Below are 23,280 nucleotides of genomic sequence, written 5' to 3' on the forward strand. Positions count from 1 at the left end.
CATAAAGAGTTCATTCTCTATGAGGTAGATCATGCGAAACGCTAATTTTAGCGGGAGCATCGGCCTTTGTCTTTAAGATTCAGGAGAACGCATGGAGTTTAGTGTAAAAAGTGGTAGCCCGGAAAAACAGCGCAGCGCATGCATTGTTGTCGGAGTCTTTGAACCACGCCGTCTGTCCCCAATTGCTGAACAGCTGGACAAAATAAGTGACGGATATATCAGCGCCCTGCTGCGCCGCGGCGAACTTGAGGGTAAAGTGGGGCAATCCCTGCTACTCCATCATGTACCCAACGTTCTGTCTGAACGCATTCTACTTATCGGTTGTGGTAAAGAACGTGAATTAGATGAGCGCCAATTTAAACAAATTATTCAGAAAACCATCAGCACACTGAATGAAACTGGCTCAATGGAAGCTGTCTGTTTCTTAACTGAATTACACGTCAAAGGCCGCAATAATTACTGGAAAGTGCGCCAAGCCGTCGAAACAGCCAAAGAGTCGCTGTATGTATTTGATCAACTAAAAAGTAATAAAACAGAGCACCGCCGTCCGCTGCGTAAACTGGTTTTCAACGTGCCAACTCGCCGTGAATTAACCAGTGGTGAACGTGCTATTTCCCACGGCTTAGCGATTGCTTCAGGTGTTAAAGCGGCGAAAGATTTAAGCAATATGCCGCCAAACATCTGTAATGCAGGTTATTTAGCATCTCAAGCTCGTCAATTAGCTGATATTTCAGACAGTAAACTCACCACTCGAGTGATTGGTGAGGAGCAAATGAAAGAACTTGGAATGAATGCCTATCTAGCGGTCGGTCAAGGTTCACAAAATGAATCGCTAATGTCCATCATGGAATATAAAGGCAGTCCAGACCCAGAAAGCAAACCTATCGTTTTACTTGGTAAAGGCCTAACCTTTGACTCCGGCGGTATTTCAATTAAACCATCCGAAGGCATGGATGAAATGAAATACGATATGTGCGGCGCTGCAAGTGTATATGGCGTCATGCGCTTTATCACTGAATTGCAATTACCAATTAATGTGATTGGGGTTCTTGCTGGCTGTGAAAACATGCCTGGTGGCCGTGCTTATCGCCCTGGTGACATCCTCACTACGATGTCTGGGCAAACTGTTGAAGTCCTCAATACGGATGCCGAAGGCCGTTTAGTTCTGTGTGATGCACTCACCTATGTTGAGCGTTTTGAACCTGAGCTGGTTATCGATATCGCCACCTTAACAGGGGCTTGTGTGATTGCATTAGGTAGCCATTACACTGGGTTGATGTCAAACCATAATCCACTGGCTCACGAGCTGTTAAATGCTTCTGAGCAAGCAGGCGACCGTGCATGGCGTTTACCATTAGCAGATGAATATTTTGACCAAATCACACCAAATTTTGCTGATTTAGCCAATACCGGTGGACGTCCAGCGGGTGCTATCACTGCAGGTTGTTTCCTGTCTCGCTTTGCAACGAAATATAACTGGGCACACCTTGATATCGCAGGAACTGCTTGGCGCTCTGGTGCCGCGAAAGGTGCCACTGGCCGCCCTGTTTCCATGCTAGCGCAGTTCTTGTTGAACCGTGCAGGCCTTAATGGTGATGAATAACCCGATTTAGCATTTTAGCTGTACATCACTCATAAAAATATCCCGATGAGCACTTATGCGATTCGGGATATTATTTTTGGCTTTTCGATACACATAGAAGCCATTTTGAGGCAGCAATAAAAAAGGTTATAATTCAACATAGACATCATTCAGCGCTTGATCACCAAAAACGTGTAGCCCACATCTCATACAAAAGTATGTGACTAAAGCGAAAGCGCGTAGCCAACACCCCTACAAATTGAAGGATAGCCATTTAAGCTATACCCTAAATAATTCAGTTTGTAGGTAGGCGGCAAGCAATTGAGACCTTAGGAGCATACAAAAGTATGTGACTAAGGCGATAGTGTGTAGCCAACACCCCTACAAATTGAAGGATAGCCCTTTAAGCTATACCCTAAATAATTCAGTTTGTAGGTAGGCGGCAAGCAATTGAGACCTTAGGAGCATACAAAAGTATGTGACTCAGGCGAAAGCGCGTAGCCAACACCCCTACAAATTGAAGTATGACGGGTATATGAAAAAAGGTACGTTTTACCAACTAGAACAGGCATCACCACATCCTGAACTTGAAGCCCATGAATGGCTGGCTTGTGAGCTTGCTGCGCAAATGTGGCGCAGTGGAAAGCGTGTTTTGGTTGCTTGCGAAACACAGCAACAAGCTGAAAAGATTGATGAGGCCCTTTGGCAGCGTGATCCACACCAATTTGTCCCGCATAATTTAGCTGGGGAAGGCCCGCGTTATGGTGCACCAATTGAAATTTGCTGGCCAGCCAAAAGAGGCACAACACCTCGCGATATACTGATTAATTTACAAAATCAGTTCGCAGATTTTGCCACGGCTTTCCATGAAGTGATAGACTTCGTACCTATTGATGAAACTTTAAAACAGTTGGCGCGTGAACGGTATAAAACGTACCGTAGCGTCGGCTTCAATTTGACTATGGCGACGCCGCCAACTTACTGAATACAAAAAGATAATGGAAAAGAAACCAGATAGCCCAATGAATGAGCCCTCGCTCGATAAAACATATAACCCCGCAGAGATTGAGCAATCACTGTATGCTCACTGGGAGAAAAGCGGTTATTTTAAACCTAATGGGGATACCACCCAAGACAGCTTCTGTGTCGTCATTCCGCCACCGAACGTCACTGGTAGCCTGCACATGGGGCATGCCTTCCAGCAAACTATCATGGATACCATGATCCGTTACCAACGTATGCAAGGTAAAAATACCTTATGGCAAACGGGAACAGACCATGCGGGTATTGCAACTCAGATGGTCGTTGAGCGCAAAATTGCAGCCGAAGAAGGTAAAAACCGTCATGACTACGGCCGCGATGCGTTCATTGACAAAATCTGGGAATGGAAAGCGGAATCTGGCGGTACAATTTCACAACAAATGCGCCGTTTAGGCGACTCTGTTGATTGGGATCGCGAACGTTTTACCATGGATGAAGGCTTATCTAAAGCGGTTAAAGAAGCGTTCGTTCGTCTCTATAAAGAAAACTTAATTTATCGTGGCAAACGCTTAGTCAACTGGGACCCGAAACTGCACACGGCAATTTCTGACTTAGAAGTTGAGAACCGTGAAGTTAAAGGTTCTATGTGGCACCTGCGTTACCCACTGGCTGATGGTGCAAAAACCGCTGAAGGCAAAGACTATTTAGTGGTCGCAACCACTCGCCCTGAAACCATGTTAGGGGATACCGGTGTCGCCGTTAACCCTGAAGATCCACGCTATAAAGATTTAATTGGCAAAGAAATCATTCTGCCAATCGTTAACCGCCGTATTCCTATTGTGGGTGATGAACATGCCGACATGGAAAAAGGTACTGGTTGTGTGAAAATCACACCAGCTCATGACTTTAATGACTATGAAGTTGGTAAACGCCATCAGTTAACGATGATTAACATGATGGACTTAGACGGTAACGTTCGTAACGAAGCGGAAGTTTTCGATACCAACGGTAACCCATCCACCGCTTATAGCTGCGAAATTCCAGAAGCGTATCGTGGCATGGAACGTTTCGCGGCGCGTAAAGCTATCGTGGCAGAATTTGAGCAATTAGGCCTGCTGGTTGAAGTTAAACCGCATGACTTAACTGTGCCTTACGGTGACCGTGGTGGCGTAGTTATTGAACCTATGCTGACCGACCAATGGTACGTGCGCACCGAGCCTTTAGCTCGTGATGCTATCAAGGCTGTTGAAGATGGCCGTATTCAGTTCGTTCCTCGTCAGTACGAAAACATGTATTTCTCTTGGATGCGTGATATTCAAGACTGGTGTATTTCTCGCCAACTTTGGTGGGGTCACCGCATTCCTGCATGGTATGACGAAAAAGGCAATGTCTATGTGGGTCGTGATGAAGACGAAGTTCGTCGTGAAAACAACTTAGGTGCAGATATTGCTCTTCGCCAAGACGACGATGTACTGGATACTTGGTTCTCTTCCGGTCTGTGGACATTCTCTACTCTCGGCTGGCCAGAAAATACCGATGCACTGAAAACATTCCATCCGACAGATGTATTAGTCAGTGGCTTCGATATTATTTTCTTCTGGATCGCCCGTATGATCATGATGACTATGCATTTCATCAAAGATGAAAACGGTGAACCACAAGTGCCATTTAAAACCGTTTACATGACAGGCCTGATCCGTGATGAAGAAGGCCAAAAAATGTCGAAATCCAAAGGGAACGTTATCGACCCATTGGATATGATTGACGGTATTTCTTTAGAAGACTTACTTGAAAAACGCACTGGCAACATGATGCAGCCGCAATTGGCTGAAAAAATTGCTAAACGTACCCGTAAAGAATATCCAGAAGGCATTGAAGCCCACGGTACTGACGCCCTACGCTTTACTTTAGCAGCATTAGCTTCAACAGGTCGTGATATCAACTGGGATATGAAACGCCTGTCCGGTTACCGTAACTTCTGTAATAAATTATGGAATGCGAGCCGCTTCGTTCTGATGAATACCGAAGGCCAAGATTGCGGCCAAAACGGCGGTGAAATGAGCTTCTCATTGGCTGACCGCTGGATCATGGCGCAATTTAATCAGACTGTAAAAGCTTACCGTGAAGCGTTAGATACTCACCGTTACGATATCGCAGCGGGTATTTTGTATGATTTCACATGGAATGAATTCTGTGACTGGTACTTAGAGCTGTCTAAACCTGCAGTTCATAAAGGTAATGAAGCGCAAGTACGTGCAGCGCGTTTCACCTTGATCGAAGTGCTGGAAGGCTTACTGCGCCTTGCTCATCCAATCATTCCATTTATCACTGAGACTATCTGGCAACGAGTGAAAGTCGTTAAAGGTATTGAAGCTGATACCATTATGTTGCAAGCGTTCCCTGAGTTCGATGCCGCTAAAGTGGATGAACTTGCGCTAAGTGACCTTGAGTGGATCAAAGAAGCAATTATTGCAGTTCGTAATATTCGTGCAGAAATGAACATTTCTCCAGGTAAACCATTGGATGTGATGCTACGTGGTGCTTCTGCTGATGCGAAACGTCGTATTGAAGAAAACCAAAGCTTTATCAAATCAATGGCGCGTTTAGAAAGCATTCGTGTGCTGGCTGAAGGCGAAGAAGCGCCTGTTTCTGTCACCAAACTAGTTGGTAGTGCAGAGCTCCTTATCCCAATGGCAGGTTTAGTGGATAAAGACGCAGAGCTGGCTCGTTTAGATAAAGAGCTGGAAAAAGTGGTTAAGGAGATTGAAACCATTGAAAGCAAGCTCGCTAACGAAGGTTTTGTAAGCCGTGCGCCTGCTGCTGTCGTTGAAAAAGAGCGTGAACGCTTAACTGCTAATATTGAAGCAAAAGCTAAAATCGAAGCACAAAAAGTGACCATTGCCTCTTTGTAATCATTAAGCTTTAAGTATCTGTCCCTGGCTCGTCGATGATGAGCCAGGGCTTTTTTGTATTAGGGCATTGAAAATATTAAAAATGTGCCAATATCATACATATTGCGACTACCAATGCCGCAATGAAAAACATAATTAATACAAATAAAAGAGATATTTCCATGACAACAGACGCAAACCAAACTGTCCAAGTTCGATTAATTCAACCTAAAGATAACCCAGGGATCGCCGCCGTTATTCGCGAAGTTTCCGCTGAACATGGCTTAACTGCGGACAAAGGCTTTGCCGTTGCTGACCCTATTTTAGATACCTTATTTGAGGTGTATAGCAAACCGCGCAGTGCTTATTGGGTGGTTGAAATGGATGGCGAAATTGTTGGCGGTGGCGGTGTTTCACAAGTTGCCGGTGGTGATAACGAAACAGCAGAATTACAGAAAATGTACTTATCTTCCGTACTACGCGGCAAAGGCTTAGCGAAGCAAATCGTACTGATGTCTCTGGAGTTCGCTAAACAGCAAGGCTACACCCGTTGCTACCTAGAAACAACCAAAGAGCTTCAAGCGGCTATTAAGTTATATGAAAAATTAGGGTTTGAATTTATTGATGAACCACTGGGTAATACTGGCCACAGTGACTGTGAAATTCGCATGTTAAAAGCGCTATAGTTCCTGATAAAGGCAACAAATAATAAAGGATAGCCTTCGCTATCCTTTATAGTCGAACATCAATTAAACATTAATGTACACGATCTTCAGGGTCGGTATCGTCACCGTCTTCGTCGTCATATTCTGCATCTGGGTCTTCAAAATACGTGCCCCAACCATCGTAGTTGATGCCCATTTTCTCAGCCAGTTTCATTAGTTGCTCAACTTGTGCGTCAATCAGCTCTGCATTTAAGGCACTTTCACTGATTACATCACAGCACATCAGGGTTTCACCTGTTTCAATTTCGAGTTCTTCCGCATCCGTGACTTCATAGCCTAGTTTAAAAGCTTCAACAGCCGCTTTTTCTAACAGTGCAAAGTTGTCAGCAGAGAAATGATGCTCAATCGCATACAATGCATCAGGATCGCTGCCATCTTCCAATAATTCTTCGATAATTAAGCGAGTTTCTTCGTACTGCGCATCCAATTCAGCTTTATCTACCATATCCACACCCCTTTTATTTCTTTGTCGCTCGTCTTTCTTTGCGCCATTCTCCCATACGGTTGACAGTGAAACCATATATTTAAAGATAATTTCTTTTGCATTTGGGGTTGATTTTGAATTTTTATGAATATAAATTGAATATTAATTCAAAACAAAAAGGCTACCAATTATGAATCCCCTATATAATAAACCTTTTCTAAGGTTACTTGATTTTACTTCTAGCGAAATTCATTCACTTTTAAAACTCTCTTCTTGGTTAAAATCAGAAAAAAAAGCCGGTACAGAACAGCCCCTCCTTTCAGGTAAAAACTTTGCGCTTATTTTTGAAAAAGATTCAACACGGACACGCTGTGCATTTGAAGTTGGTGCATTTGACCAAGGTGCTAGAGTCACTTATTTAGGGCCTTCTGGTAGCCAAATCGGCCACAAAGAAACCATGAAAGATACCGCTCGAGTATTGGGCAGGATGTATGACGGCATTCAATACCGTGGGTTCGCTCAAAACACAGTAGAACTCTTAGCCGCGCACTCGGGAGTGCCTGTATGGAATGGACTAACTAACGAATTCCATCCCACACAGTTATTAGCCGACCTGCTGACCATTCAAGAGCACCGACCAAATACCCCCTTCTCAGAAATTAAATTTGCCTATTTAGGCGATGCACGCAATAACATGGGTAATTCGATGCTAGAAGCCGCTGCGCTTACAGGTTTAGATTTACGCCTTGTTGCGCCAAAAAGCTGCTGGCCAGAGGAAGAATTAATCAATACCTGCCAAGAACTCGCGAAAAAAACGGGTGCGAAAATCACACTCACGGAAGATGTCGCTGAAGGTGTTAAAGATGCTGATTTTATCTATACCGACGTGTGGGTATCGATGGGAGAAGCCAAAGAAGTATGGGCACAGCGCATTAATTTATTAAAACCATACCAAGTGAATATGGATGTGATTAAGCTCACTGGCAACCCAAATGTGAAGTTCTTACACTGCTTACCTGCATTCCATAATGAAGACACCACATTGGGGGCGCAACTTGCTAAAGAATTCAATATGTTTGGTGGATTAGAAGTCACGGAAGAAGTCTTTGAATCACCTTACAGCATTGTCTTTGATCAAGCAGAAAACCGTTTACATACCATTAAAGCGGTAATGGTGGCGACATTAGCGCCAGAACTTCCTATTAATGTTTTTTAAATTCCTACCCTCAACTCAACCAAATGAGTTGAGGGTAACCTATCATTATGGATGTTCACCTTTCGCCAAACGCTGATTGATACAATCAATCACCGATGGCAAATCCGCTAACGTATCAATCACATAATGAGCACCAGCAGCATATAATTTCTCTGCGGCTTGTTGTTTTAACGAGTTAACCGCATCAACAGTCATCTCTTGATACGCTTCCCATGTTGTACCAAACTCATTGCCTGAGATAGACAAACCAACACTCCACATTCCGGCATTACATCCTTCTTCAATACCAGGAACGGCATCATCCACCTTAATACAAGCTGATACGGAGCCGATACCTAACTCAATCACGTTCTGAAGTGCCATCCAAGGCCCCGGTCGCCCACCCGCGGGAATATCATCGCTCGCGACCCAGTAGTCGGGTTGGTAGCCCAACACCTTTGCTGCTGGAACTAACTTCTCCATCACGGCACGAGGGTAACCTGAACAAGAGCCAATTTTAATATTTTGGCTGCGTAATGTAGCAATTGTGTCGATAACTCCAGCGATTGGCGCAGCAAAGTCGACCACTTTAGCAATTTGCAATGGCATAAAGGCCGCATAGATTTTATCGATATCCTCACTACTCATTGAGCGGCCAAACTTCGCGTTCCATAAAGCGTCTACCTCAGGCAATTTACCCAGTGCTTCAATATGCTGCCATTTTCCTAGCCCCATAGGAATGCGCGCTTGAGCCAGTGTGATATCCATATCGAACACAGATTTAAATGCTTCAATGAAAATCTGAGTAGGCGCAAAAGAACCAAAATCAACAGTGGTACCCGCCCAATCAAGAATAACGGCTTCAATACGGTTCATTTCTTTCCCTTATTTTTCCCAGTAAATGGCTTTTTCTATTGCTACCAACAAGGCATCAATGTCTTTTTCATAAATTTCACCAATGTTTCCAATGCGGAAACAATCACTTTGCGAGACCTTGCCCGGATAAATGACAAAGCCGTGTAATTTTAAATTTTGATAAAATTGCTTGAATTGGTAATCAGGCGAATTTGGCGAATAAAATGCGGTGATAATCGGCGAATGGAGACTATCTTCTAACAATGTGGTAAAACCCAATTGACGCATACCGACCACCAGCTTGTGTTGATTTTGTCGATAACGTTGAAAACGCGCGGCTACGCCACCTTCTTGAGCTAACTCTTTAAGTGCCTGGGCAAATGCTAATACCGTATGGGTTGGAGAAGTAAAACGCCATTTACCATGGAAATCTTCCATACAGCGCCACTGCGCATACAAATCTAGCGATAATGAACGGGAACGCCCTTTACAGACCTCAAGTGCATCAGCACGAGCAATGACAAAAGCAAACCCCGGAACTCCCTGAATACACTTATTTGCCGAACTAATGAGAAAATCAATGTTAAGCTCAGCAATATCCATGGGGATCCCGCCAAAACTGCTCATTGCATCCACGATAAAACATTTTTGATACTGTTTCGCTAACTTCGCGACTTTCTCTATCGGGTTTAAAATTCCTGTCGTGGTTTCACAATGTACCATCGCAATATGGGTGATTTGGTTATCTTGTTGTAATAACTGCTCGACCCGTTGCAGATCAGGCAAAGCTACTTCACCACAATCATAAACACAATGGGCAACACCTAAGCCTTGAGCCATTTGTGCCATTCGAGCCCCATAGGCGCCATTACTGATAATCAAAACTTTCTCTTTATCACCGATTGCACTACCTAAAACAGCTTCAACCGCATAGCTTCCACTTCCTTGAAGTAGTACCGAGGAATACCCTGCTTTGGCCGTTGCCAGTGCCACTAATTGTTGGCGAATATGTTGTACAACGCCTAAATTGTAATCATCATCCCATGTGCAGCTATCAAACAACATGGCTTCCTTCACCGTTTTAGATGTCGTGAGCGGTCCCGGTGTTAATAGCAAATAATTATTGTTTGTCATTCAATTCACCTTTGGTCTATACCAGATTGCTATTATAATGGTCGTAGGTGATTCAAAAGGTCAAAGGAAAAGTGTGCGTGAAACAAAAAATTCATATAACTATGTATAATATGACTGAAACAATGATAGGAAATAATCATGAAATTATCAGCGGATGAAACCCCACAATACTTGCTTATCAAAGCTCAACTACAGGAAAGGATTCAAAATGGTTCGTTAAAATGTGGTGATAAACTTCCCTCTGAACGCGAACTTTGCGCCATTTTCAATACTACTCGCGTCACTATTCGCGAAAGTTTGGCACAGTTAGAATCCAGTGGAGTCATTTACCGCTCTGAACGCCGCGGTTGGTTTGTCACACCTGAGCGCCTCTGGTTAGATCCTACCCAAAATACCAATTTCCATAAACTTTGCCTTGAACAAGGTCGCCAACCGAAGACAGTCTTACTGGATGGAAAGGTCATTCCCGTTCCTCTCGAAGCGATGACTCCCTTAAAACTCCAATCATTTGAACAAATTTATTTACTCACCCGCCTACGTTTTGCGGATGACAGACCTGTTTGTTACTGTGAAAACCATTGCTTACCTGCTCGCGTTCCTGAGCTGCTACGTTACGATCTCAATGGCAGCCTAACCGAGGTATACGAAGCCCATTTCAATTTAATTTATACCAGCATGCATTTGTCTTTTTACCCAACAGCAATGCCGGCGCAAGCAGCACAAGCACTGGGGGTTACCGTTGGTCGCCCAGCCCTATTGTTGCAGCGCTTAAACTATGACCAACATGGGCGAATTTTAGATTATGATGTTGAGTACTGGCGTCATGATAGCTTGCGCATCGAAGTCGATACTTTGTGATTATTTCTGCCTATAGAAAATAATTTTAGCTATTTAGCTGCATTTCATCTTTCTGTCATATAAACCCGTTAGCGTAAAAAACATCTGGTATATACCAGAATACATTTTACCTTAACAGGAGAAAACCATGAAACGCACCTACTTAGCTGGCCTATTAATGGCAACCCTTTGCTCTACCTCTGTTTTTGCTGCTGATGTTGTGACTGTTTACTCCGCTGATGGGCTTCACGATGGCAACAACAGTTGGTATAAAAATCAGTTCGAAGCATTTACCAAACAAACCGGTATCAAAGTACAGTATGTCGAAAGTGGTTCAGGGGCGATAGTTGAAAGGCTAGCTAAAGAGCGTACCAATCCACAAGCCGATGTGCTGATTACTGTTCCTCCCTTTATTCAACGTGCCGCAAAAAATCAGTTATTAGCTGAATTTACGCCAGAAAATGCAGCAAATATTCCTAATTCAAATCACTATTACACACCGTTAGTCAATAATTACCTGACCTTTATCTATAACGCTAAACTACTTAAATCCCCTCCTGAAAATTGGACTGCCCTACTCGATTCTCGCTTTAAAAATAAACTGCAATATTCAACACCGGGGCAAGCAGGTGATGGCACTGCAGTGATGCTTCAAGTTTTCCACAGTTTTAATGGCAAAGATGCCGGGTTTGATTACCTCGGCAAATTGCAAGCTAATAACGTTGGCCCATCGGCCTCCACAGGTAAGCTCACCGCACTTGTCAATAAAGGGGAACTGTATGTCGCTAATGGCGACTTACAAATGAATTTATCTCAAATGGCACGTAACCCTAATGTCCAAATTTTCTGGCCAAAAGATGCCAATGGTGAACGTAGTGCACTGGTTTTACCTTATGTTATCGGTTTAGTGAACAACGCCCCTGAAACAGAAAACGGCAAAAAGCTGATTAATTTCCTTTTAGATAAACCCTCACAAAGCCGGGTCAGTGAGCTTTCATGGGGAATGCCTGTTCGTTCAGATATCACACCATCTGATAAGCAATACCACACTGCTGTCCAAATGTTAGACGGTGTGAAAACTTGGCAACCCAATTGGGATGACGTTGAAGTTTCCCTATCCGATGATATTTCACGTTGGCAAAAAGTCACTGACGGTGAGTAACTTGTGATGTTGATGAAACGAAAAGTCACTACAGCAATGCGACAAACCGAGCACTCAGGGATCACATTAGAATCTTTACGTGTCTCGTATCATAATAATGTCGTGCTAAAGCCCCTAGACTTAACTATAGAACCTGGGGAAATATTGGTGTTGATTGGCCCATCAGGTTCAGGGAAAACGACGGTATTACGTGCTATTGCCGGGTTTGCTCAACCTGATAGCGGGCGCATCTTATTAGGTGATATGGATATCACCCACCTTCCTCCCTACCAACGTGGACTTGGTATGGTCGTACAAAACTACGCATTATTTCCCCACATGAAAGTGGAAGAAAATGTGGCATTTGGTTTACGAGCTCAAAAGCAACCTAAAGCACTCATTAATGAGCGAGTCGTTGAAGCCCTTAAAATCGTCGGAATGACGGATTACGCAACCCGCTATCCTCACCAACTTTCAGGGGGACAACAACAGCGTGTTGCAATTGCTAGAGCGATTGCCGTAAGGCCTAGAGTCCTGTTACTCGACGAACCGCTTTCCGCACTAGATGCGCAAATTCGCCATAATATGGTCGAAGAAATCGCCCGTTTACACCGCGAACTGCCTGAATTGACCATCCTTTATGTCACCCATGACCAAACGGAAGCTCTCGCGCTTGGTGATAAAATTGGCATTATGAAAGAGGGCTATTTAGTCGCGCATGGCGAAAAAAATGCCTTATATCACCGCCCTCCCAACCGTTTTGCAGCTGAGTTTTTAGGCCGGGCCAATATTCTAGCCGCGACAGCACTTGGCTTTTCAACAAATCCCGGAAAAGTCAATGTCAGTTGTGGTGGAACATTGCTGGAAGCTCATACATTGGGCATGCTAGCTGGCAGCCAAAAATGGGTGTGTATCCGCCCACAGCACATCACACTAGTGCCAAACTTCAATGCCACCAATCAACTGCAAGCCACATTAACGTCTACTCGCTGGCAGGGGGATTTAACACATTTAATTTGTGATGTTGCAGGTGAAACCGTGAGTGTCGCCGTCACTCACTTGGTCTCACCGCCTAAAATAGGTGAAAAACTCACCTTATGGTTTTCACCTGCGGATACCGTTTTAATTGAGGAATAACATGTCACATATTAGCGTGCCAAAAGGTTCATCAATAACGATAAAATCCATTTATTGGATATTGCCGCCATTACTGGTGTTAGTTACGCTGTTTTTTTATCCCTTATTGTTGATAGCGCAACAAGCACTACAAAATGAGGCGGGAAAATGGGGATTGGACGCATTTTGGCAACTTATTGAGTCAAAGCGCTTTATTAATGGGTTATGGAACACACTCTACATCACCATTTTAGCCACTTTAGGTTGCCTTGTGATAGGCAGTGTCCTATCGCTTATCTTAGTGTTTATTCCTTTCCCGGGAAGCCGGTTTATCACACAAGTGATTGATACTTTTATTGCTCTACCTACCTTCTTGATAACCCTCGCTTTTACCTTCATTTATGGTTCTGCAGGACTACTCAATGGCACCTTGATGGCATTGTTTGATTTCGAATTGCCACCCGTTGAGTTCCTTTATTCAATTCATGGCGTGATCTTAGCAGAAATTACCGTTTTTACCCCTTTGGTCATGCGTCCCCTTATGGCGGCGCTGCGCCAAATTGACAAGAGCCAGTTAGAAGCCGCAAGTATTTTAGGTGCACATCCTGCACGAGTTATTGCGCAAGTTATTTTCCCAGCAGCACTTCCCGCTCTATTAGCAGGGGGTAGCCTGTGCCTGCTGTTAACTACCAATGAATTTGGCATCGTACTGTTTATCGGGGCGAAAGGCGTCAATACCTTACCGATGATGGTCTATAGCAAGGCAATATTAGAGTCAGATTATGCAGTAGCATGCATGATTGCCTTAATTAACATCTTGCTTTCACTCGGGTTATTTTTTCTCTACAGAATGGCAACTACTCGGCTTGGGGGAAGGAATTAATGATGTTGATTTGGTCTAAAAAAGGGCGAGCAACTGCCACTATCATTGCCATCACCTTATTCAGTTTATTGTTTTTACTGCCTTTAGTGATGATTTTAATGTCAAGTTTCAGCCGCCAATGGAATGGTATTTTGCCTTCAGGGTTTACTCTTGAGCATTTTGTGAACGCGTTTAGTGGGCCAGCTTGGGACGCTATTTTATCCAGCCTAGTGGTTGGTTTTAGTGCCAGTCTATTTGCGTTGTTTTGTGGGCTTTGGGCTGCGTTAGCACTAAGAAGACATAGTGGGAAAATACAAAAGTGGCTGAGTATTGCATTTTACCTCCCTAGTGCCATTCCTTCTGTTTCTATCGGGCTTGGGATCCTTGTGGCATTCAGCCAAGGCTATTTACAGATGAACGGCACCTTTTGGATTGTATTTAGTGCCCATTTTGTGTTGATTTCAGCTTTTACTTTTAGCAATGTTTCTACTGGGTTAGCGCGTATTTCTCCCGATATAGAAAACGTGGCTTTTAGCTTAGGCGCTTCTCCTTGGTATCGTTTATGCCATGTGACCTTACCACTATTAATGCCATGGATGATTTCAGCATTGGCATTAAGCCTCTCATTGTCTTTAGGGGAACTTGGCGCCACGATGATGTTATATCCCCCCGGCTGGGCGACATTACCTGTTTCCATTTTCAGTTTAACCGATAGAGGTAATATTGCAGATGGTTCGGCACTAACGATTGTATTAGTTTCGATTACATTATTACTAATGATGAAATTAGAGAAAGTAGCGAAAAGACTTGGACAAAAATAAAAGTTGTCACGCTAAATAGCCTAGTAAGCCCTACCTACTGGGCTATTTAGCGGCTTGTGTGCTATTCCCACATATACTTATCTTTTTTTGTCCAGCCTTTGGATACCATGCATTCCAAGTAATAATTATTACGGGTGTCTTCATTGACATCAATCACATAGCTTTCCATAACTGGTGTTTGTTCTTTATAGGTTTTGTCTTTGCCACAATCATCATCTTTTTTGCATTTTTTTTCGACATAAGACATAACAGAGCGCTGTGCAACTTCATTTTTGATTGGGTACAAATGAAGGGCTTCAGGTTTACAAACTGCATTCGCCTCAGCTTGAGTGAATTTTGAGCCACCAGAAACAGGTACCCAAACAGATGAACAGCCAGAAAGAAGGAATGCCAATAGAATAAAAAGTCGTGATTTCATAATGATCATATTTAATTAAAAAGAAAAAATATCTTACTCGTACATAAAATGTGTGTAAATAAATGTACTGTATATTCAATCATGTGATTTAATTTTGGTTTAAAAAACACCAATGCTCAGCACATTTCCTATTGAGAGATACTATTTCTCCCATTTTTCAGTTAGTTCAAATATTCACCAAAACGCAAAAATAAAAAAAATGTATTTTTCTTTATGCAAACGCTTGCGTCATAGAATCAGATGCGTATAATGCGCCACAATTTGCCGGGAGAAACCATGAACGCTGCTGCTCTATTTTTTACAGAGAACACCTCCACTGCACTGCCTTCTGGCGGTCTGGACAGCCTGTTTTTCCCCTTCTTATTTATAAAAAAGCCCCTCAATGAGGGGCTTTTTTTTGGCCTATAGACCTAACATGTCTTGCTGACACAGGAGAACAACAATGCCGAACCCTTTATACCACCGCGATATCATCTCGATTAATGATTTAGACCGTTCAGATCTTGAATTAGTACTTAACGTCGCTGCTTCATTAAAAAAACAGCCACAACCCGAGTTCCTAAAACATAAAGTTATCGCAAGTTGTTTCTTTGAGGCCTCGACACGCACGCGCTTGTCATTTGAAACAGCTATCCACCGTTTAGGCGCTTCTGTGGTTGGCTTCTCTGACAGCACCAATACCTCCCTCGGTAAAAAAGGGGAAACCTTGGCCGATACCATTTCTGTCATCAGCCAATATGTGGATGCTATCGTCATGCGCCATCCACAAGAAGGTGCCGCACGTCTCGCTAGCCAGTTTGCAGGCCACATTCCTGTCATTAATGCAGGTGATGGCTCGAACCAGCATCCAACGCAAACATTACTCGACTTGTTTACTATCCAAGAAACGCAAGACCGTTTAGAGAACCTACAAATTGCCATGGTCGGTGACTTAAAATATGGCAGAACCGTGCATTCTCTTACGCAAGCGCTGTCTAAATTTAAAGGAAATCACTTCTACTTTATTGCTCCTGAAGCGCTTTCAATGCCAAATCATATTCTGCACATCTTAGAAGAAAAAGGCGCAACCTACAGCCTGCACAATAACATTGATGAAGTGATGCCAGAACTCGACATTCTGTATATGACTCGTGTACAAAAAGAGCGTCTAGACCCTTCTGAATACGCGAATGTGAAAGCCCAATTTATTTTAAGTGCTGCTGACCTGCATTGTGCAAAACCGAATTTAAAAGTCTTACATCCATTACCTCGAGTTGATGAAATCGCGGTTGATGTGGATAGCACCCCATATGCTTACTATTTTCAACAAGCAGGAAATGGGATTTATGCAAGGCAGGCGTTGTTATCTCTGGTTTTAAATAAAGAATTAGCTATCTGAGGAGGAAATCATCATGACACACGACCATAAATTACAAGTTGAAGCAATCAGCCACGGTACAGTGATTGACCACATTCCTGCTCAAATTGGTTTCAAATTACTAAAGTTGTTTAAACTAACAAAAACAGATGAACGCATCACAATTGGCTTAAATTTACCATCAAGCAATCTAGGTAAGAAAGACATTATCAAAATTGAAAATACCTTTTTAACCCCAGAGCAAGCTAACCAATTAGCCATGTATGCCCCTGAAGCCACCGTTAATCGTATTGAAGATTACCAAGTGGTAGAAAAGCTTGAACTCACTCTGCCTCAGTATATCGACAATGTATTAATTTGCCCAAACAGCAACTGTATTAGCCATAATGAGCCCGTATCAAGCAGTTTCCGTGTGAAAAAAATCGGCAAAGAAGTCGCACTGACGTGTAAATTCTGTGAAAAAGAGTTCGATAGAGACGCTGTGATCAATAACCAGTAAGTTGTTTTTGCGTAGACTGCGGTGTTGTCTAGGTGCAATCCATGTTTATAATAGCGCCTAATACCCCATAAAGTTATACTCAAAGTCACACCAAGCCACAAACACCGCTGTGGCTTGCCACATGACGAGTATTTTCTCTTTACGTGATGAAACGGAGTAGTTATGTCATACGAAATCAATACAGAAAACGCACCAGCAGCGATCGGTCCTTACGTTCAAGGCGTAGATTTGGGTAGTATGGTTATCACATCAGGTCAAATCCCTGTTGACCCTAAAACCGGTGAAGTGCCTGAAGATATCGCAGCACAAACTCGCCAATCACTGGCTAATGTAAAAGCGATTTTAGAAAAGGCAGGCTTAAGTGCGGCCAATATCGTGAAAACAACGGTATTTGTAAAAGATTTAAATGACTTCGCGACAGTGAATGCCACCTATGAAGAGTTTTTCAAGCAGCATAATGCACCATTCCCAGCTCGCTCTTGTGTTGAAGTTGCTCGTCTGCCAAAAGACGTAAAAATTGAAATCGAAGCAATCGCAGTACGTAAATAACGATTAGTTCGAACCAAACACCCCATGCTTTGAGTGGGGTGTCTTTATTTTTCTCCGCTGATTTTGTAATCCCCCAAACGTATTACCGTCCTCATATAACTTCCCGATTTTACACTACAGCTCTACTTTTCCTGTTTTCCGTTGATGGAAATTCGATTACACACACTTTATTTCCATGACTAAAATGAATACTGGCAACTGAAAAGATTTATTTCCTCTGCGCTTTTGATCTTCATACAAATTATTTTTTTCTTTGTTTTAAATCAAATGTTGGCGATCTAAATAAAAGCAATATCCCACATATTGTGCTTTAATTACACCAATTGACACAACATATAGTATTTATTCACATTTTATCCACAGATTAGTACCCGTGATAAACATGGCAAATAGCTGAAGTCGTATTGTGGATAACTTAACAAGGAGAATGCCCGTGGGAACGGTTGTTATTAAAAGAGATGGTTGTCAGGTCGGTTTTGACCTTCCACGAATTCAGGAAGCCGTTAAACGTGCAGCGGCTGCTGTGAATGTTAAGGATGACGATTATTGTCTTCAGGTTGCTTCTGTCGTCACAGAACAACTTTGCAGCCGTGACCGAGTAGATATCGCTGACATTCAAGATGCAGTTGAAGACCAACTGATGGCTGGGCCTTATAAAGACTTAGCCCGTGCTTATATTGAATATCGCCATGATAGAGACAGCGAACGCGAAAAACGTAGCCAATTGACTCATGACATTCGTGGGCTAATCGAACAAAGCAACGTCTCTTTACTCAATGAAAATGCCAATAAAGACAGTAAAGTGATCCCGACACAACGCGATTTACTCGCGGGCATTGTCGCTAAACACTATGCAAAACAGCATATTTTACCAAGAGATGTCGTTATCGCACACGAACGCGGTGAAATTCACTATCATGACCTCGATTATGCTCCCTTCTTTCCAATGTTTAACTGTATGTTAATTGACCTTGAAGGCATGTTAACTAACGGATTTAAAATGGGAAATGCCGAAATAGAGCCGCCAAAGTCTATTTCAACCGCAACCGCCGTTACTGCACAAATTATTGCCCAAGTCGCGAGCCATATTTATGGGGGCACAACCATTAACCGTATTGACGAAATTTTAGCGCCATATGTCGCAATTAGCTTCGAAAAGCACCTAAAAGTCGCCAAGGAATGGGGAATTGCAGACGCAGAGGGCTATGCACACAGTCGTACCGATAAAGAGTGTTATGACGCCTTTCAATCTTTAGAGTATGAAGTTAATACACTTCACACCGCCAATGGCCAAACCCCGTTTGTTACCTTTGGTTTTGGCCTTGGAACCTCTAAAGAAGCACGGTTAATTCAGCAATCTATTCTGAAAAATCGCATTGCCGGCCTTGGTAAAAATCGTAAAACGGCAGTTTTTCCTAAGCTCGTATTTGCAATTAAAGATGGTCTAAACCACAAATTAGGTGACCCTAGTTATGATATCAAACAGCTCGCTTTAGAGTGTGCCAGTAAGCGCATGTATCCCGATATTCTTAACTACGACCGTGTCGTTGATGTCACTGGGTCATTTAAAACACCAATGGGCTGCCGCAGCTTCCTGGGTATCTATGAGGAAAATGGGCAACAAATTCACGATGGGCGCAACAATTTAGGCGTTATCAGCCTCAATTTGCCTCGTATTGCTATCGAAGCACAGGGGAGTGAAGATGCGTTTTGGGCGTTACTGGATGAACGTTTAGCCATTGCCAAAAAAGCCTTAATGACTCGCATTGCCCGTTTAGAAACCGTAAAAGCACGTGTTGCCCCAATTTTGTATATGGAAGGCGCCTGTGGAGTTCGCTTGAAAGCGGATGATAACGTTGCTGAGATCTTCAAAAATGGTCGCGCGTCTATTTCGTTAGGTTACATTGGGTTGCATGAAACCATCAATGCACTTTTTGGCACACAGACCCATGTCTATGATGACGAAAAATTACGTGAAAAAGCCGTCGAAATTGTCAACCACTTACGCCAAGCTACCGATGAATGGAAAGCCCAAACAGGCTATGGTTTCAGTTTATACAGCACACCAAGTGAAAACCTATGTGACCGCTTCTGCCGTCTCGATACCGCTGAATTTGGTGTGATACAAGGTGTTACCGACAAAGGTTACTATACAAACAGCTTCCACCTAGATGTTGAAAAACAGGTGAATCCTTACGATAAAATTGATTTTGAAGCGCCTTACCCTGCACTCGCGAATGGCGGTTTTATCTGTTATGGCGAATATCCAAACTTACAACATAATGTTAGAGCCTTAGAAGACGTGTGGGACTACAGCTATCAACATGTGCCTTATTATGGTACTAACACACCCATTGATGAGTGCTATGAATGTGGTTTTTCCGGTGAGTTTTCCTGCACCAGTAAAGGCTTTACCTGCCCTGCTTGTGGTAACCATGATACTAACCGAGTTTCGGTTATCCGCCGTGTGTGTGGCTATTTAGGCAGCCCAGATGCAAGGCCATTTAATGCAGGTAAACAAGAAGAAGTAAAACGCCGTATTAAGCATTTAGGTAACGGCCAAATAGGTTAATACTATGAATTATCACCAATATTATCCTGTCGATGTCGTCAATGGCCCCGGAACTCGCTGTACACTGTTTGTAGCAGGGTGTGTTCATCAATGCCGTGGTTGTTACAATCAAAGTACATGGCGAGTAGATTCAGGCGTGCCATTCACCCAAGAAATGGAAGATCAAATTATCCAAGATTTGCAAGACTCGCGTATCCGTCGGCAAGGGCTTTCCCTCTCCGGCGGAGACCCGCTACACCCAGCCAATTTGCCTGCGGTGCTCAAGTTAGTAAAACGCGTAAAAGCCGTCTGCCCAGATAAGGATATTTGGTTATGGACAGGATACATATTGAGTGATTTGACGCTTGAACAACAAAAAGTGGTGAGTTTAGTTAATACCGTAATTGACGGTAAATTTGAGCAGGATTTACATGACCCACGCTTAATTTGGCGCGGTAGCTCCAATCAAGTGATCCACAAATTGCGTTAAATTTGGCATTCCCAATGTAGTTTGGTACCAAAACCTAACTTGTTATCGACCATTTTGACATTCTGCAAGTGAAGCTGCCAAACAGGCAGTTTCGCTGCTAATGCCACAGGGAAACGACGGCAGTAAAAACCGCGGGCAAGCTGTTCTTCCTCACCTTTTAATATTTTAATTTCACCTGTAAATTGAATACCTTGTATTGCATTAACGGCTTTGGTCTGTGCTGATATTGTGCCAGCAACTTGCGGGTTAGCCACCATCAATTGCCCATGCCTTGAATTCGGGTCTGTCATTAAAATCAGGCACATCGTTTTCGCATCAAATGCATAGTAACAACTGGCAGGCCAGATATCATTGTTATGGTAAGTAAAAAGAGAGAAAACGTGTTGGCGGGCAATATAACGTTGGATGTGTTTTAAAGTTTGTTCAGGCGTCATAGCGGTTTCCATATAAACCCGTTCAGAACAAGCTTTTGGGGGACTCCCCTTAAGCTTGCTTAAACTGTTCTGAACGTAGGCGTAAATTCGCTATTACTATACTCTAACTAGCTGAAATATTAACCTAAGTGTTTTTAGACCTATACGCCAACTAAATTCGAGTATTTACTCTAAATAATTCGAGTTGTAGCTAGGCGGCAAGTGAACGAGGCGCTAGGAGCATACATAAGTATGTGACTAGTGCGAATGAACGCGGCCAACGACGCTACGGCTCGAAGTATGACGAGTAAATTTATTTATAGATAGCCGCAGTACCACTCATTGAGTTTTCACCACCAGCAGAAATCACACGGAATGAAGTTGCACCAGCTTCATCAGCTTTTTTGGCTAATTGTGCGGTCAGGTCATTGACACTCACTGCACCTGTTACTGAGACATAACCCGCAGCTGGCTGACTAGTATGTTGAACTTCTTCAGCAGCCATTGAACCGAATGATGCAGCACCTAAAGCTAAAGCAGCAGCAAATAATGTTGATTTTTTCATTGTATATTCCTTCTTGTAAACTTGATTTTTAGTTGGGATTTTTACTGTCCCTCTGTGATATGGATCATATTATGCGCTTTAGTTTGAAAAGAAAATTAGCTAATTTTGCTATAGTTGTTCAAATAATTTGAATCACAACTTAGATTGAGGTTACAAATTTGTGACAGTTTCATATCATTTTTTATTTAAATTTTAATATGTTATAAATATCTTACTTAACGAATATATTCGTTGTTCACCTAATATTTTTCCCTTATAAATCAGCACAGAATGATAAAAACGACACTAAATAATAGCCAATTAAAACAAAATGACTGGTATCTTTACTTGGTGAGAGCGAAAAATAACGCCTTGTATTGTGGTATCACCACCAATGTGCAACGTCGTTTTGAGCAACATAAGGCAGGAACAGGGGCAAAAGCATTGAAAGGAAAAATGCCACTGACATTGGCATTCTCGTGTTTTATTGGTTCTCGTTCAGCAGCGTCGAAAATAGAATATCAAGTTAAGCAACTGAATAAAAAAACAAAAGAAAGGCTGGTCATAGACCAGCCCGATGACTTAGTTAACTACTTAGCTAACTATAAATTATTGAAGTGTGAAGAGTAAGTCACCAAACCTTGGTGTTCTCCAATTTCGCCATTCTCTAAGCCACAAACCAAAAAATGAGCTTGTTGTTCAGGCCATTGGCAGCTTATACCGTGGCTTGCAGCGGGTTCAAAACCGAAACGCGAATAGTAGCGTTCATCCCCCAGTACAACGACTGCGCCATAACCAAACTCATTGAGGCTATCTAACCCTTCGTAGACCAGTTTTTCTGCAATCCCTTGGCCTTGGTGTGCTTTATTTACCGCTAATGGTGCAAGACCAACCCATTGCACGTCTTCATCGTTAACGTCGACAGGCGTGAAGCCAACATAGCCAATCACTTCACCATCATCATTTGTTGCCACAACCCCGAGAGTTAGCAAGCCATCCTCACGTAAATGTTGAACAAGATTAGCTTCTGCTTCAGTTGGAAACGTTTCACGCAATAGTTTATCAATACCCATTGCGTCGACAGGGATTTCAACTCGAATTAGCATGAAGTTAACGCAGGCGATTTATGCTCTACGTCCTCACTCTCATGCACGGTTTTAATTACACCTGCCAATTGTAATAAAGCAAAACGCAACGGAGCTGGCATGTTTTCGAGTTCAAAGGCATCCATTAAGTTTTTCACATAGAGGCCAAGCTCTGTATCCCCTTCAATCACCAACCTACGTTGGAAAAAGAGCGTATCAGGGTCTTCTTTACGCGCGGCGATCAGTACTAGATCATTCGCATTACCACTCACACTAACATCAGCCTCTGCATGCTGTTTGACGGACAGTTGGCCACTTTGCAAACTGATAAACCAGACTAACGCTAAGTCACGAACTTCAACCTTTAGCCATTTGTCTTCGAGAAAATCAAGTTCCCCTTCCTTCACTGATTCACGAAATTGCCAGCTTAGCAATTGCTCGAGAACTTGGCGCTGCAATGCGAATGGGGTTACTTTTAAAGGCAGTTTCAAAAATGAAGGGCCTTTCGTGATGAGTTGAGAACGAATTTTACCTAACACAGTACTGACTCCCATAGTAATTGTCTGCCCGTTTTCGTGTAACTACTTAACAGCAGTAGCAGCTCGAATTATTTAGGGTAACATATTGCATATTTAGACGATTAAATTTTCGACGCTAATAACCCCATTTATTGAAGTCATTAACCTAACATTTGACTCACGATAAGTTATCTTGCCAAAAAATGATATTATTGGCTTGATCCTATATCAATTTTTGTCCATCCCGCCAATATTTATTTCTCACTTCCCATTGATAAAAAATTATCCCTAA

At 42.8% G+C, this 23,280-nt stretch carries 25 protein-coding genes; 17 read left to right on the plus strand and 8 right to left on the minus strand.

Features of this window, described 5'->3' with window-relative positions; genetic code table 11:
• Positions 1-91: 91 nt before the first annotated feature.
• The 4 genes from pepA (at position 92) to PSF09_RS05505 (ending at position 6,140) form a co-directional block, all read left to right on the plus strand.
• Positions 92-1,603 (plus strand): leucyl aminopeptidase, encoded by a 1,512-nt coding sequence (pepA, locus tag PSF09_RS05490; protein ID WP_004907531.1) that lies wholly within the window; start codon positions 92-94, stop codon positions 1,601-1,603.
• 514 nt (positions 1,604-2,117) lie between these two features.
• Entirely contained in the window at positions 2,118-2,567 is a 450-nt protein-coding gene (locus PSF09_RS05495) for a DNA polymerase III subunit chi (protein WP_210835681.1), read from the plus strand.
• A 37-nt stretch (positions 2,568-2,604) separates the two neighbouring features.
• Positions 2,605-5,475 carry a valine--tRNA ligase gene (locus PSF09_RS05500; protein WP_272664565.1) on the plus strand — a complete coding sequence of 957 codons (2,871 nt, stop codon included), beginning with the start codon at positions 2,605-2,607 and terminating at the stop codon, positions 5,473-5,475.
• Positions 5,476-5,636: 161 nt separating this feature from the next.
• Positions 5,637-6,140, plus strand: coding sequence for a GNAT family N-acetyltransferase (locus PSF09_RS05505; protein ID WP_272664518.1), 504 nt, complete (start codon positions 5,637-5,639; stop codon positions 6,138-6,140).
• A gap of 70 nt (positions 6,141-6,210) precedes the next feature.
• Here PSF09_RS05505 and rraB read toward each other — a convergent pair whose 3' ends face one another.
• On the minus strand, positions 6,211-6,624 hold the full coding sequence (gene rraB, locus PSF09_RS05510) for a ribonuclease E inhibitor RraB (protein WP_272664519.1): 414 nt from the start codon (positions 6,622-6,624) through the stop codon (positions 6,211-6,213).
• A 169-nt stretch (positions 6,625-6,793) separates the two neighbouring features.
• Here rraB and argF point away from each other — a divergent pair, with 169 nt between their 5' ends.
• A complete protein-coding gene (gene argF, locus PSF09_RS05515) occupies positions 6,794-7,819 on the plus strand; it encodes an ornithine carbamoyltransferase (RefSeq protein ID WP_272664520.1) in 1,026 nt (341 codons plus the stop codon).
• Positions 7,820-7,864: 45 nt separating this feature from the next.
• On the opposite strand, the gene phnX is transcribed toward argF, so the two are convergent.
• A complete protein-coding gene (phnX, locus tag PSF09_RS05520; RefSeq protein ID WP_272664521.1) occupies positions 7,865-8,674 on the minus strand; it encodes a phosphonoacetaldehyde hydrolase in 810 nt (269 codons plus the stop codon).
• Positions 8,675-8,683: 9 nt separating this feature from the next.
• Positions 8,684-9,787 carry a 2-aminoethylphosphonate--pyruvate transaminase gene (gene phnW, locus PSF09_RS05525; RefSeq protein ID WP_272664523.1) on the minus strand — a complete coding sequence of 368 codons (1,104 nt, stop codon included), beginning with the start codon at positions 9,785-9,787 and terminating at the stop codon, positions 8,684-8,686.
• 138 nt (positions 9,788-9,925) lie between these two features.
• Between phnW and phnR the strand changes: the two genes are divergently transcribed.
• From phnR to phnV, 5 genes are all read left to right on the plus strand, one after another.
• Positions 9,926-10,645 carry a phosphonate utilization transcriptional regulator PhnR gene (gene phnR, locus PSF09_RS05530; protein ID WP_004907519.1) on the plus strand — a complete coding sequence of 240 codons (720 nt, stop codon included), beginning with the start codon at positions 9,926-9,928 and terminating at the stop codon, positions 10,643-10,645.
• A 127-nt stretch (positions 10,646-10,772) separates the two neighbouring features.
• Positions 10,773-11,786 (plus strand): 2-aminoethylphosphonate ABC transporter substrate-binding protein, encoded by a 1,014-nt coding sequence (phnS, locus tag PSF09_RS05535; RefSeq protein WP_272664524.1) that lies wholly within the window; start codon positions 10,773-10,775, stop codon positions 11,784-11,786.
• A 6-nt stretch (positions 11,787-11,792) separates the two neighbouring features.
• The gene (phnT, locus tag PSF09_RS05540) at positions 11,793-12,902 is read left to right on the plus strand and encodes a 2-aminoethylphosphonate ABC transport system ATP-binding subunit PhnT (RefSeq protein ID WP_272683602.1); all 1,110 of its coding nucleotides are present in this window, start codon (positions 11,793-11,795) and stop codon (positions 12,900-12,902) included.
• Between the two features lies 1 nt (position 12,903).
• A complete protein-coding gene (gene phnU, locus PSF09_RS05545; protein WP_272664525.1) occupies positions 12,904-13,764 on the plus strand; it encodes a 2-aminoethylphosphonate ABC transporter permease subunit in 861 nt (286 codons plus the stop codon).
• Positions 13,765-13,766: 2 nt separating this feature from the next.
• Positions 13,767-14,564: a 2-aminoethylphosphonate ABC transport system, membrane component PhnV gene (gene phnV / locus PSF09_RS05550; RefSeq protein ID WP_210835638.1), complete on the plus strand. Its 798-nt coding sequence runs from the start codon at positions 13,767-13,769 to the stop codon at positions 14,562-14,564.
• 61 nt (positions 14,565-14,625) lie between these two features.
• Here the strand turns inward: phnV and PSF09_RS05555 are convergent, their stop codons facing one another.
• Positions 14,626-14,982: a hypothetical protein gene (locus PSF09_RS05555; protein ID WP_036958764.1), complete on the minus strand. Its 357-nt coding sequence runs from the start codon at positions 14,980-14,982 to the stop codon at positions 14,626-14,628.
• Positions 14,983-15,258: 276 nt separating this feature from the next.
• Here PSF09_RS05555 and PSF09_RS05560 point away from each other — a divergent pair, with 276 nt between their 5' ends.
• The 6 genes from PSF09_RS05560 (at position 15,259) to nrdG (ending at position 20,428) form a co-directional block, all read left to right on the plus strand.
• Positions 15,259-15,390 (plus strand): hypothetical protein, encoded by a 132-nt coding sequence (locus PSF09_RS05560; protein ID WP_272664528.1) that lies wholly within the window; start codon positions 15,259-15,261, stop codon positions 15,388-15,390.
• A 34-nt stretch (positions 15,391-15,424) separates the two neighbouring features.
• The gene (gene pyrB, locus PSF09_RS05565) at positions 15,425-16,360 is read left to right on the plus strand and encodes an aspartate carbamoyltransferase (protein WP_272664529.1); all 936 of its coding nucleotides are present in this window, start codon (positions 15,425-15,427) and stop codon (positions 16,358-16,360) included.
• 13 nt (positions 16,361-16,373) lie between these two features.
• Complete coding sequence (gene pyrI / locus PSF09_RS05570) at positions 16,374-16,838, plus strand: aspartate carbamoyltransferase regulatory subunit (RefSeq protein WP_004907509.1); 465 nt, start codon at positions 16,374-16,376, stop codon at positions 16,836-16,838.
• A 162-nt stretch (positions 16,839-17,000) separates the two neighbouring features.
• Positions 17,001-17,387 carry a 2-iminobutanoate/2-iminopropanoate deaminase gene (gene ridA, locus PSF09_RS05575; RefSeq protein ID WP_004907508.1) on the plus strand — a complete coding sequence of 129 codons (387 nt, stop codon included), beginning with the start codon at positions 17,001-17,003 and terminating at the stop codon, positions 17,385-17,387.
• 433 nt (positions 17,388-17,820) lie between these two features.
• Positions 17,821-19,959: an anaerobic ribonucleoside-triphosphate reductase gene (gene nrdD / locus PSF09_RS05580; RefSeq protein WP_272683603.1), complete on the plus strand. Its 2,139-nt coding sequence runs from the start codon at positions 17,821-17,823 to the stop codon at positions 19,957-19,959.
• Positions 19,960-19,963: 4 nt separating this feature from the next.
• Positions 19,964-20,428: an anaerobic ribonucleoside-triphosphate reductase-activating protein gene (gene nrdG, locus PSF09_RS05585; RefSeq protein ID WP_210835642.1), complete on the plus strand. Its 465-nt coding sequence runs from the start codon at positions 19,964-19,966 to the stop codon at positions 20,426-20,428.
• On the opposite strand, the gene PSF09_RS05590 is transcribed toward nrdG, so the two are convergent.
• Positions 20,425-20,862 carry a YhbP family protein gene (locus PSF09_RS05590; protein ID WP_272683604.1) on the minus strand — a complete coding sequence of 146 codons (438 nt, stop codon included), beginning with the start codon at positions 20,860-20,862 and terminating at the stop codon, positions 20,425-20,427. The two genes, nrdG and PSF09_RS05590, sit on opposite strands and share 4 nt — an antisense overlap.
• Positions 20,863-21,154: 292 nt before the next feature.
• Positions 21,155-21,406 (minus strand): DUF1471 domain-containing protein, encoded by a 252-nt coding sequence (locus PSF09_RS05595; protein WP_272683605.1) that lies wholly within the window; start codon positions 21,404-21,406, stop codon positions 21,155-21,157.
• A 270-nt stretch (positions 21,407-21,676) separates the two neighbouring features.
• On the opposite strand from PSF09_RS05595, the gene PSF09_RS05600 reads away from it, so the two are divergent.
• A complete protein-coding gene (locus tag PSF09_RS05600; RefSeq protein ID WP_210835651.1) occupies positions 21,677-22,015 on the plus strand; it encodes a GIY-YIG nuclease family protein in 339 nt (112 codons plus the stop codon).
• Here the strand turns inward: PSF09_RS05600 and PSF09_RS05605 are convergent.
• Both PSF09_RS05605 and ubiT read right to left on the minus strand, forming a co-directional pair.
• Positions 21,988-22,491, minus strand: a complete 504-nt coding sequence (locus PSF09_RS05605) for a GNAT family N-acetyltransferase (RefSeq protein ID WP_004907498.1) — start codon at positions 22,489-22,491, stop codon at positions 21,988-21,990. The genes PSF09_RS05600 and PSF09_RS05605 overlap by 28 nt on opposite strands.
• On the minus strand, positions 22,485-23,009 hold the full coding sequence (gene ubiT, locus PSF09_RS05610; RefSeq protein ID WP_272683613.1) for a ubiquinone anaerobic biosynthesis accessory factor UbiT: 525 nt from the start codon (positions 23,007-23,009) through the stop codon (positions 22,485-22,487). The genes PSF09_RS05605 and ubiT overlap by 7 nt, the downstream gene beginning before the upstream one ends.
• Positions 23,010-23,280: the final 271 nt, after the last annotated feature.

The organism is Providencia sp. PROV141 (assembly GCF_028481645.1).
GTDB lineage: Bacteria > Pseudomonadota > Gammaproteobacteria > Enterobacterales > Enterobacteriaceae > Providencia > Providencia rettgeri.

What these genes read in the sequence shown, in the direction of transcription:
- PSF09_RS05555 (WP_036958764.1), bottom strand. Translation starts at nt 14,982, where the DNA reads ATGAAATCACGACTTTTTATTCTATTGGCATTCCTTCTTTCTGGCTGT.
- PSF09_RS05605 (WP_004907498.1), bottom strand. Translation starts at nt 22,491, where the DNA reads ATGCTAATTCGAGTTGAAATCCCTGTCGACGCAATGGGTATTGATAAA.
- phnT (WP_272683602.1), top strand. Translation starts at nt 11,793, where the DNA reads ATGTTGATGAAACGAAAAGTCACTACAGCAATGCGACAAACCGAGCAC.
- phnR (WP_004907519.1), top strand. Translation starts at nt 9,926, where the DNA reads ATGAAATTATCAGCGGATGAAACCCCACAATACTTGCTTATCAAAGCT.
- ridA (WP_004907508.1), top strand. Translation starts at nt 17,001, where the DNA reads ATGTCATACGAAATCAATACAGAAAACGCACCAGCAGCGATCGGTCCT.
- PSF09_RS05590 (WP_272683604.1), bottom strand. Translation starts at nt 20,862, where the DNA reads ATGACGCCTGAACAAACTTTAAAACACATCCAACGTTATATTGCCCGC.
- phnV (WP_210835638.1), top strand. Translation starts at nt 13,767, where the DNA reads ATGTTGATTTGGTCTAAAAAAGGGCGAGCAACTGCCACTATCATTGCC.
- phnX (WP_272664521.1), bottom strand. Translation starts at nt 8,674, where the DNA reads ATGAACCGTATTGAAGCCGTTATTCTTGATTGGGCGGGTACCACTGTT.
- nrdG (WP_210835642.1), top strand. Translation starts at nt 19,964, where the DNA reads ATGAATTATCACCAATATTATCCTGTCGATGTCGTCAATGGCCCCGGA.
- PSF09_RS05495 (WP_210835681.1), top strand. Translation starts at nt 2,118, where the DNA reads ATGAAAAAAGGTACGTTTTACCAACTAGAACAGGCATCACCACATCCT.
- PSF09_RS05505 (WP_272664518.1), top strand. Translation starts at nt 5,637, where the DNA reads ATGACAACAGACGCAAACCAAACTGTCCAAGTTCGATTAATTCAACCT.
- PSF09_RS05560 (WP_272664528.1), top strand. Translation starts at nt 15,259, where the DNA reads ATGAACGCTGCTGCTCTATTTTTTACAGAGAACACCTCCACTGCACTG.
- PSF09_RS05600 (WP_210835651.1), top strand. Translation starts at nt 21,677, where the DNA reads ATGATAAAAACGACACTAAATAATAGCCAATTAAAACAAAATGACTGG.
- phnS (WP_272664524.1), top strand. Translation starts at nt 10,773, where the DNA reads ATGAAACGCACCTACTTAGCTGGCCTATTAATGGCAACCCTTTGCTCT.
- phnW (WP_272664523.1), bottom strand. Translation starts at nt 9,787, where the DNA reads ATGACAAACAATAATTATTTGCTATTAACACCGGGACCGCTCACGACA.
- rraB (WP_272664519.1), bottom strand. Translation starts at nt 6,624, where the DNA reads ATGGTAGATAAAGCTGAATTGGATGCGCAGTACGAAGAAACTCGCTTA.
- pepA (WP_004907531.1), top strand. Translation starts at nt 92, where the DNA reads ATGGAGTTTAGTGTAAAAAGTGGTAGCCCGGAAAAACAGCGCAGCGCA.
- pyrI (WP_004907509.1), top strand. Translation starts at nt 16,374, where the DNA reads ATGACACACGACCATAAATTACAAGTTGAAGCAATCAGCCACGGTACA.
- PSF09_RS05500 (WP_272664565.1), top strand. Translation starts at nt 2,605, where the DNA reads ATGAATGAGCCCTCGCTCGATAAAACATATAACCCCGCAGAGATTGAG.
- argF (WP_272664520.1), top strand. Translation starts at nt 6,794, where the DNA reads ATGAATCCCCTATATAATAAACCTTTTCTAAGGTTACTTGATTTTACT.
- pyrB (WP_272664529.1), top strand. Translation starts at nt 15,425, where the DNA reads ATGCCGAACCCTTTATACCACCGCGATATCATCTCGATTAATGATTTA.
- PSF09_RS05595 (WP_272683605.1), bottom strand. Translation starts at nt 21,406, where the DNA reads ATGAAAAAATCAACATTATTTGCTGCTGCTTTAGCTTTAGGTGCTGCA.
- phnU (WP_272664525.1), top strand. Translation starts at nt 12,904, where the DNA reads ATGTCACATATTAGCGTGCCAAAAGGTTCATCAATAACGATAAAATCC.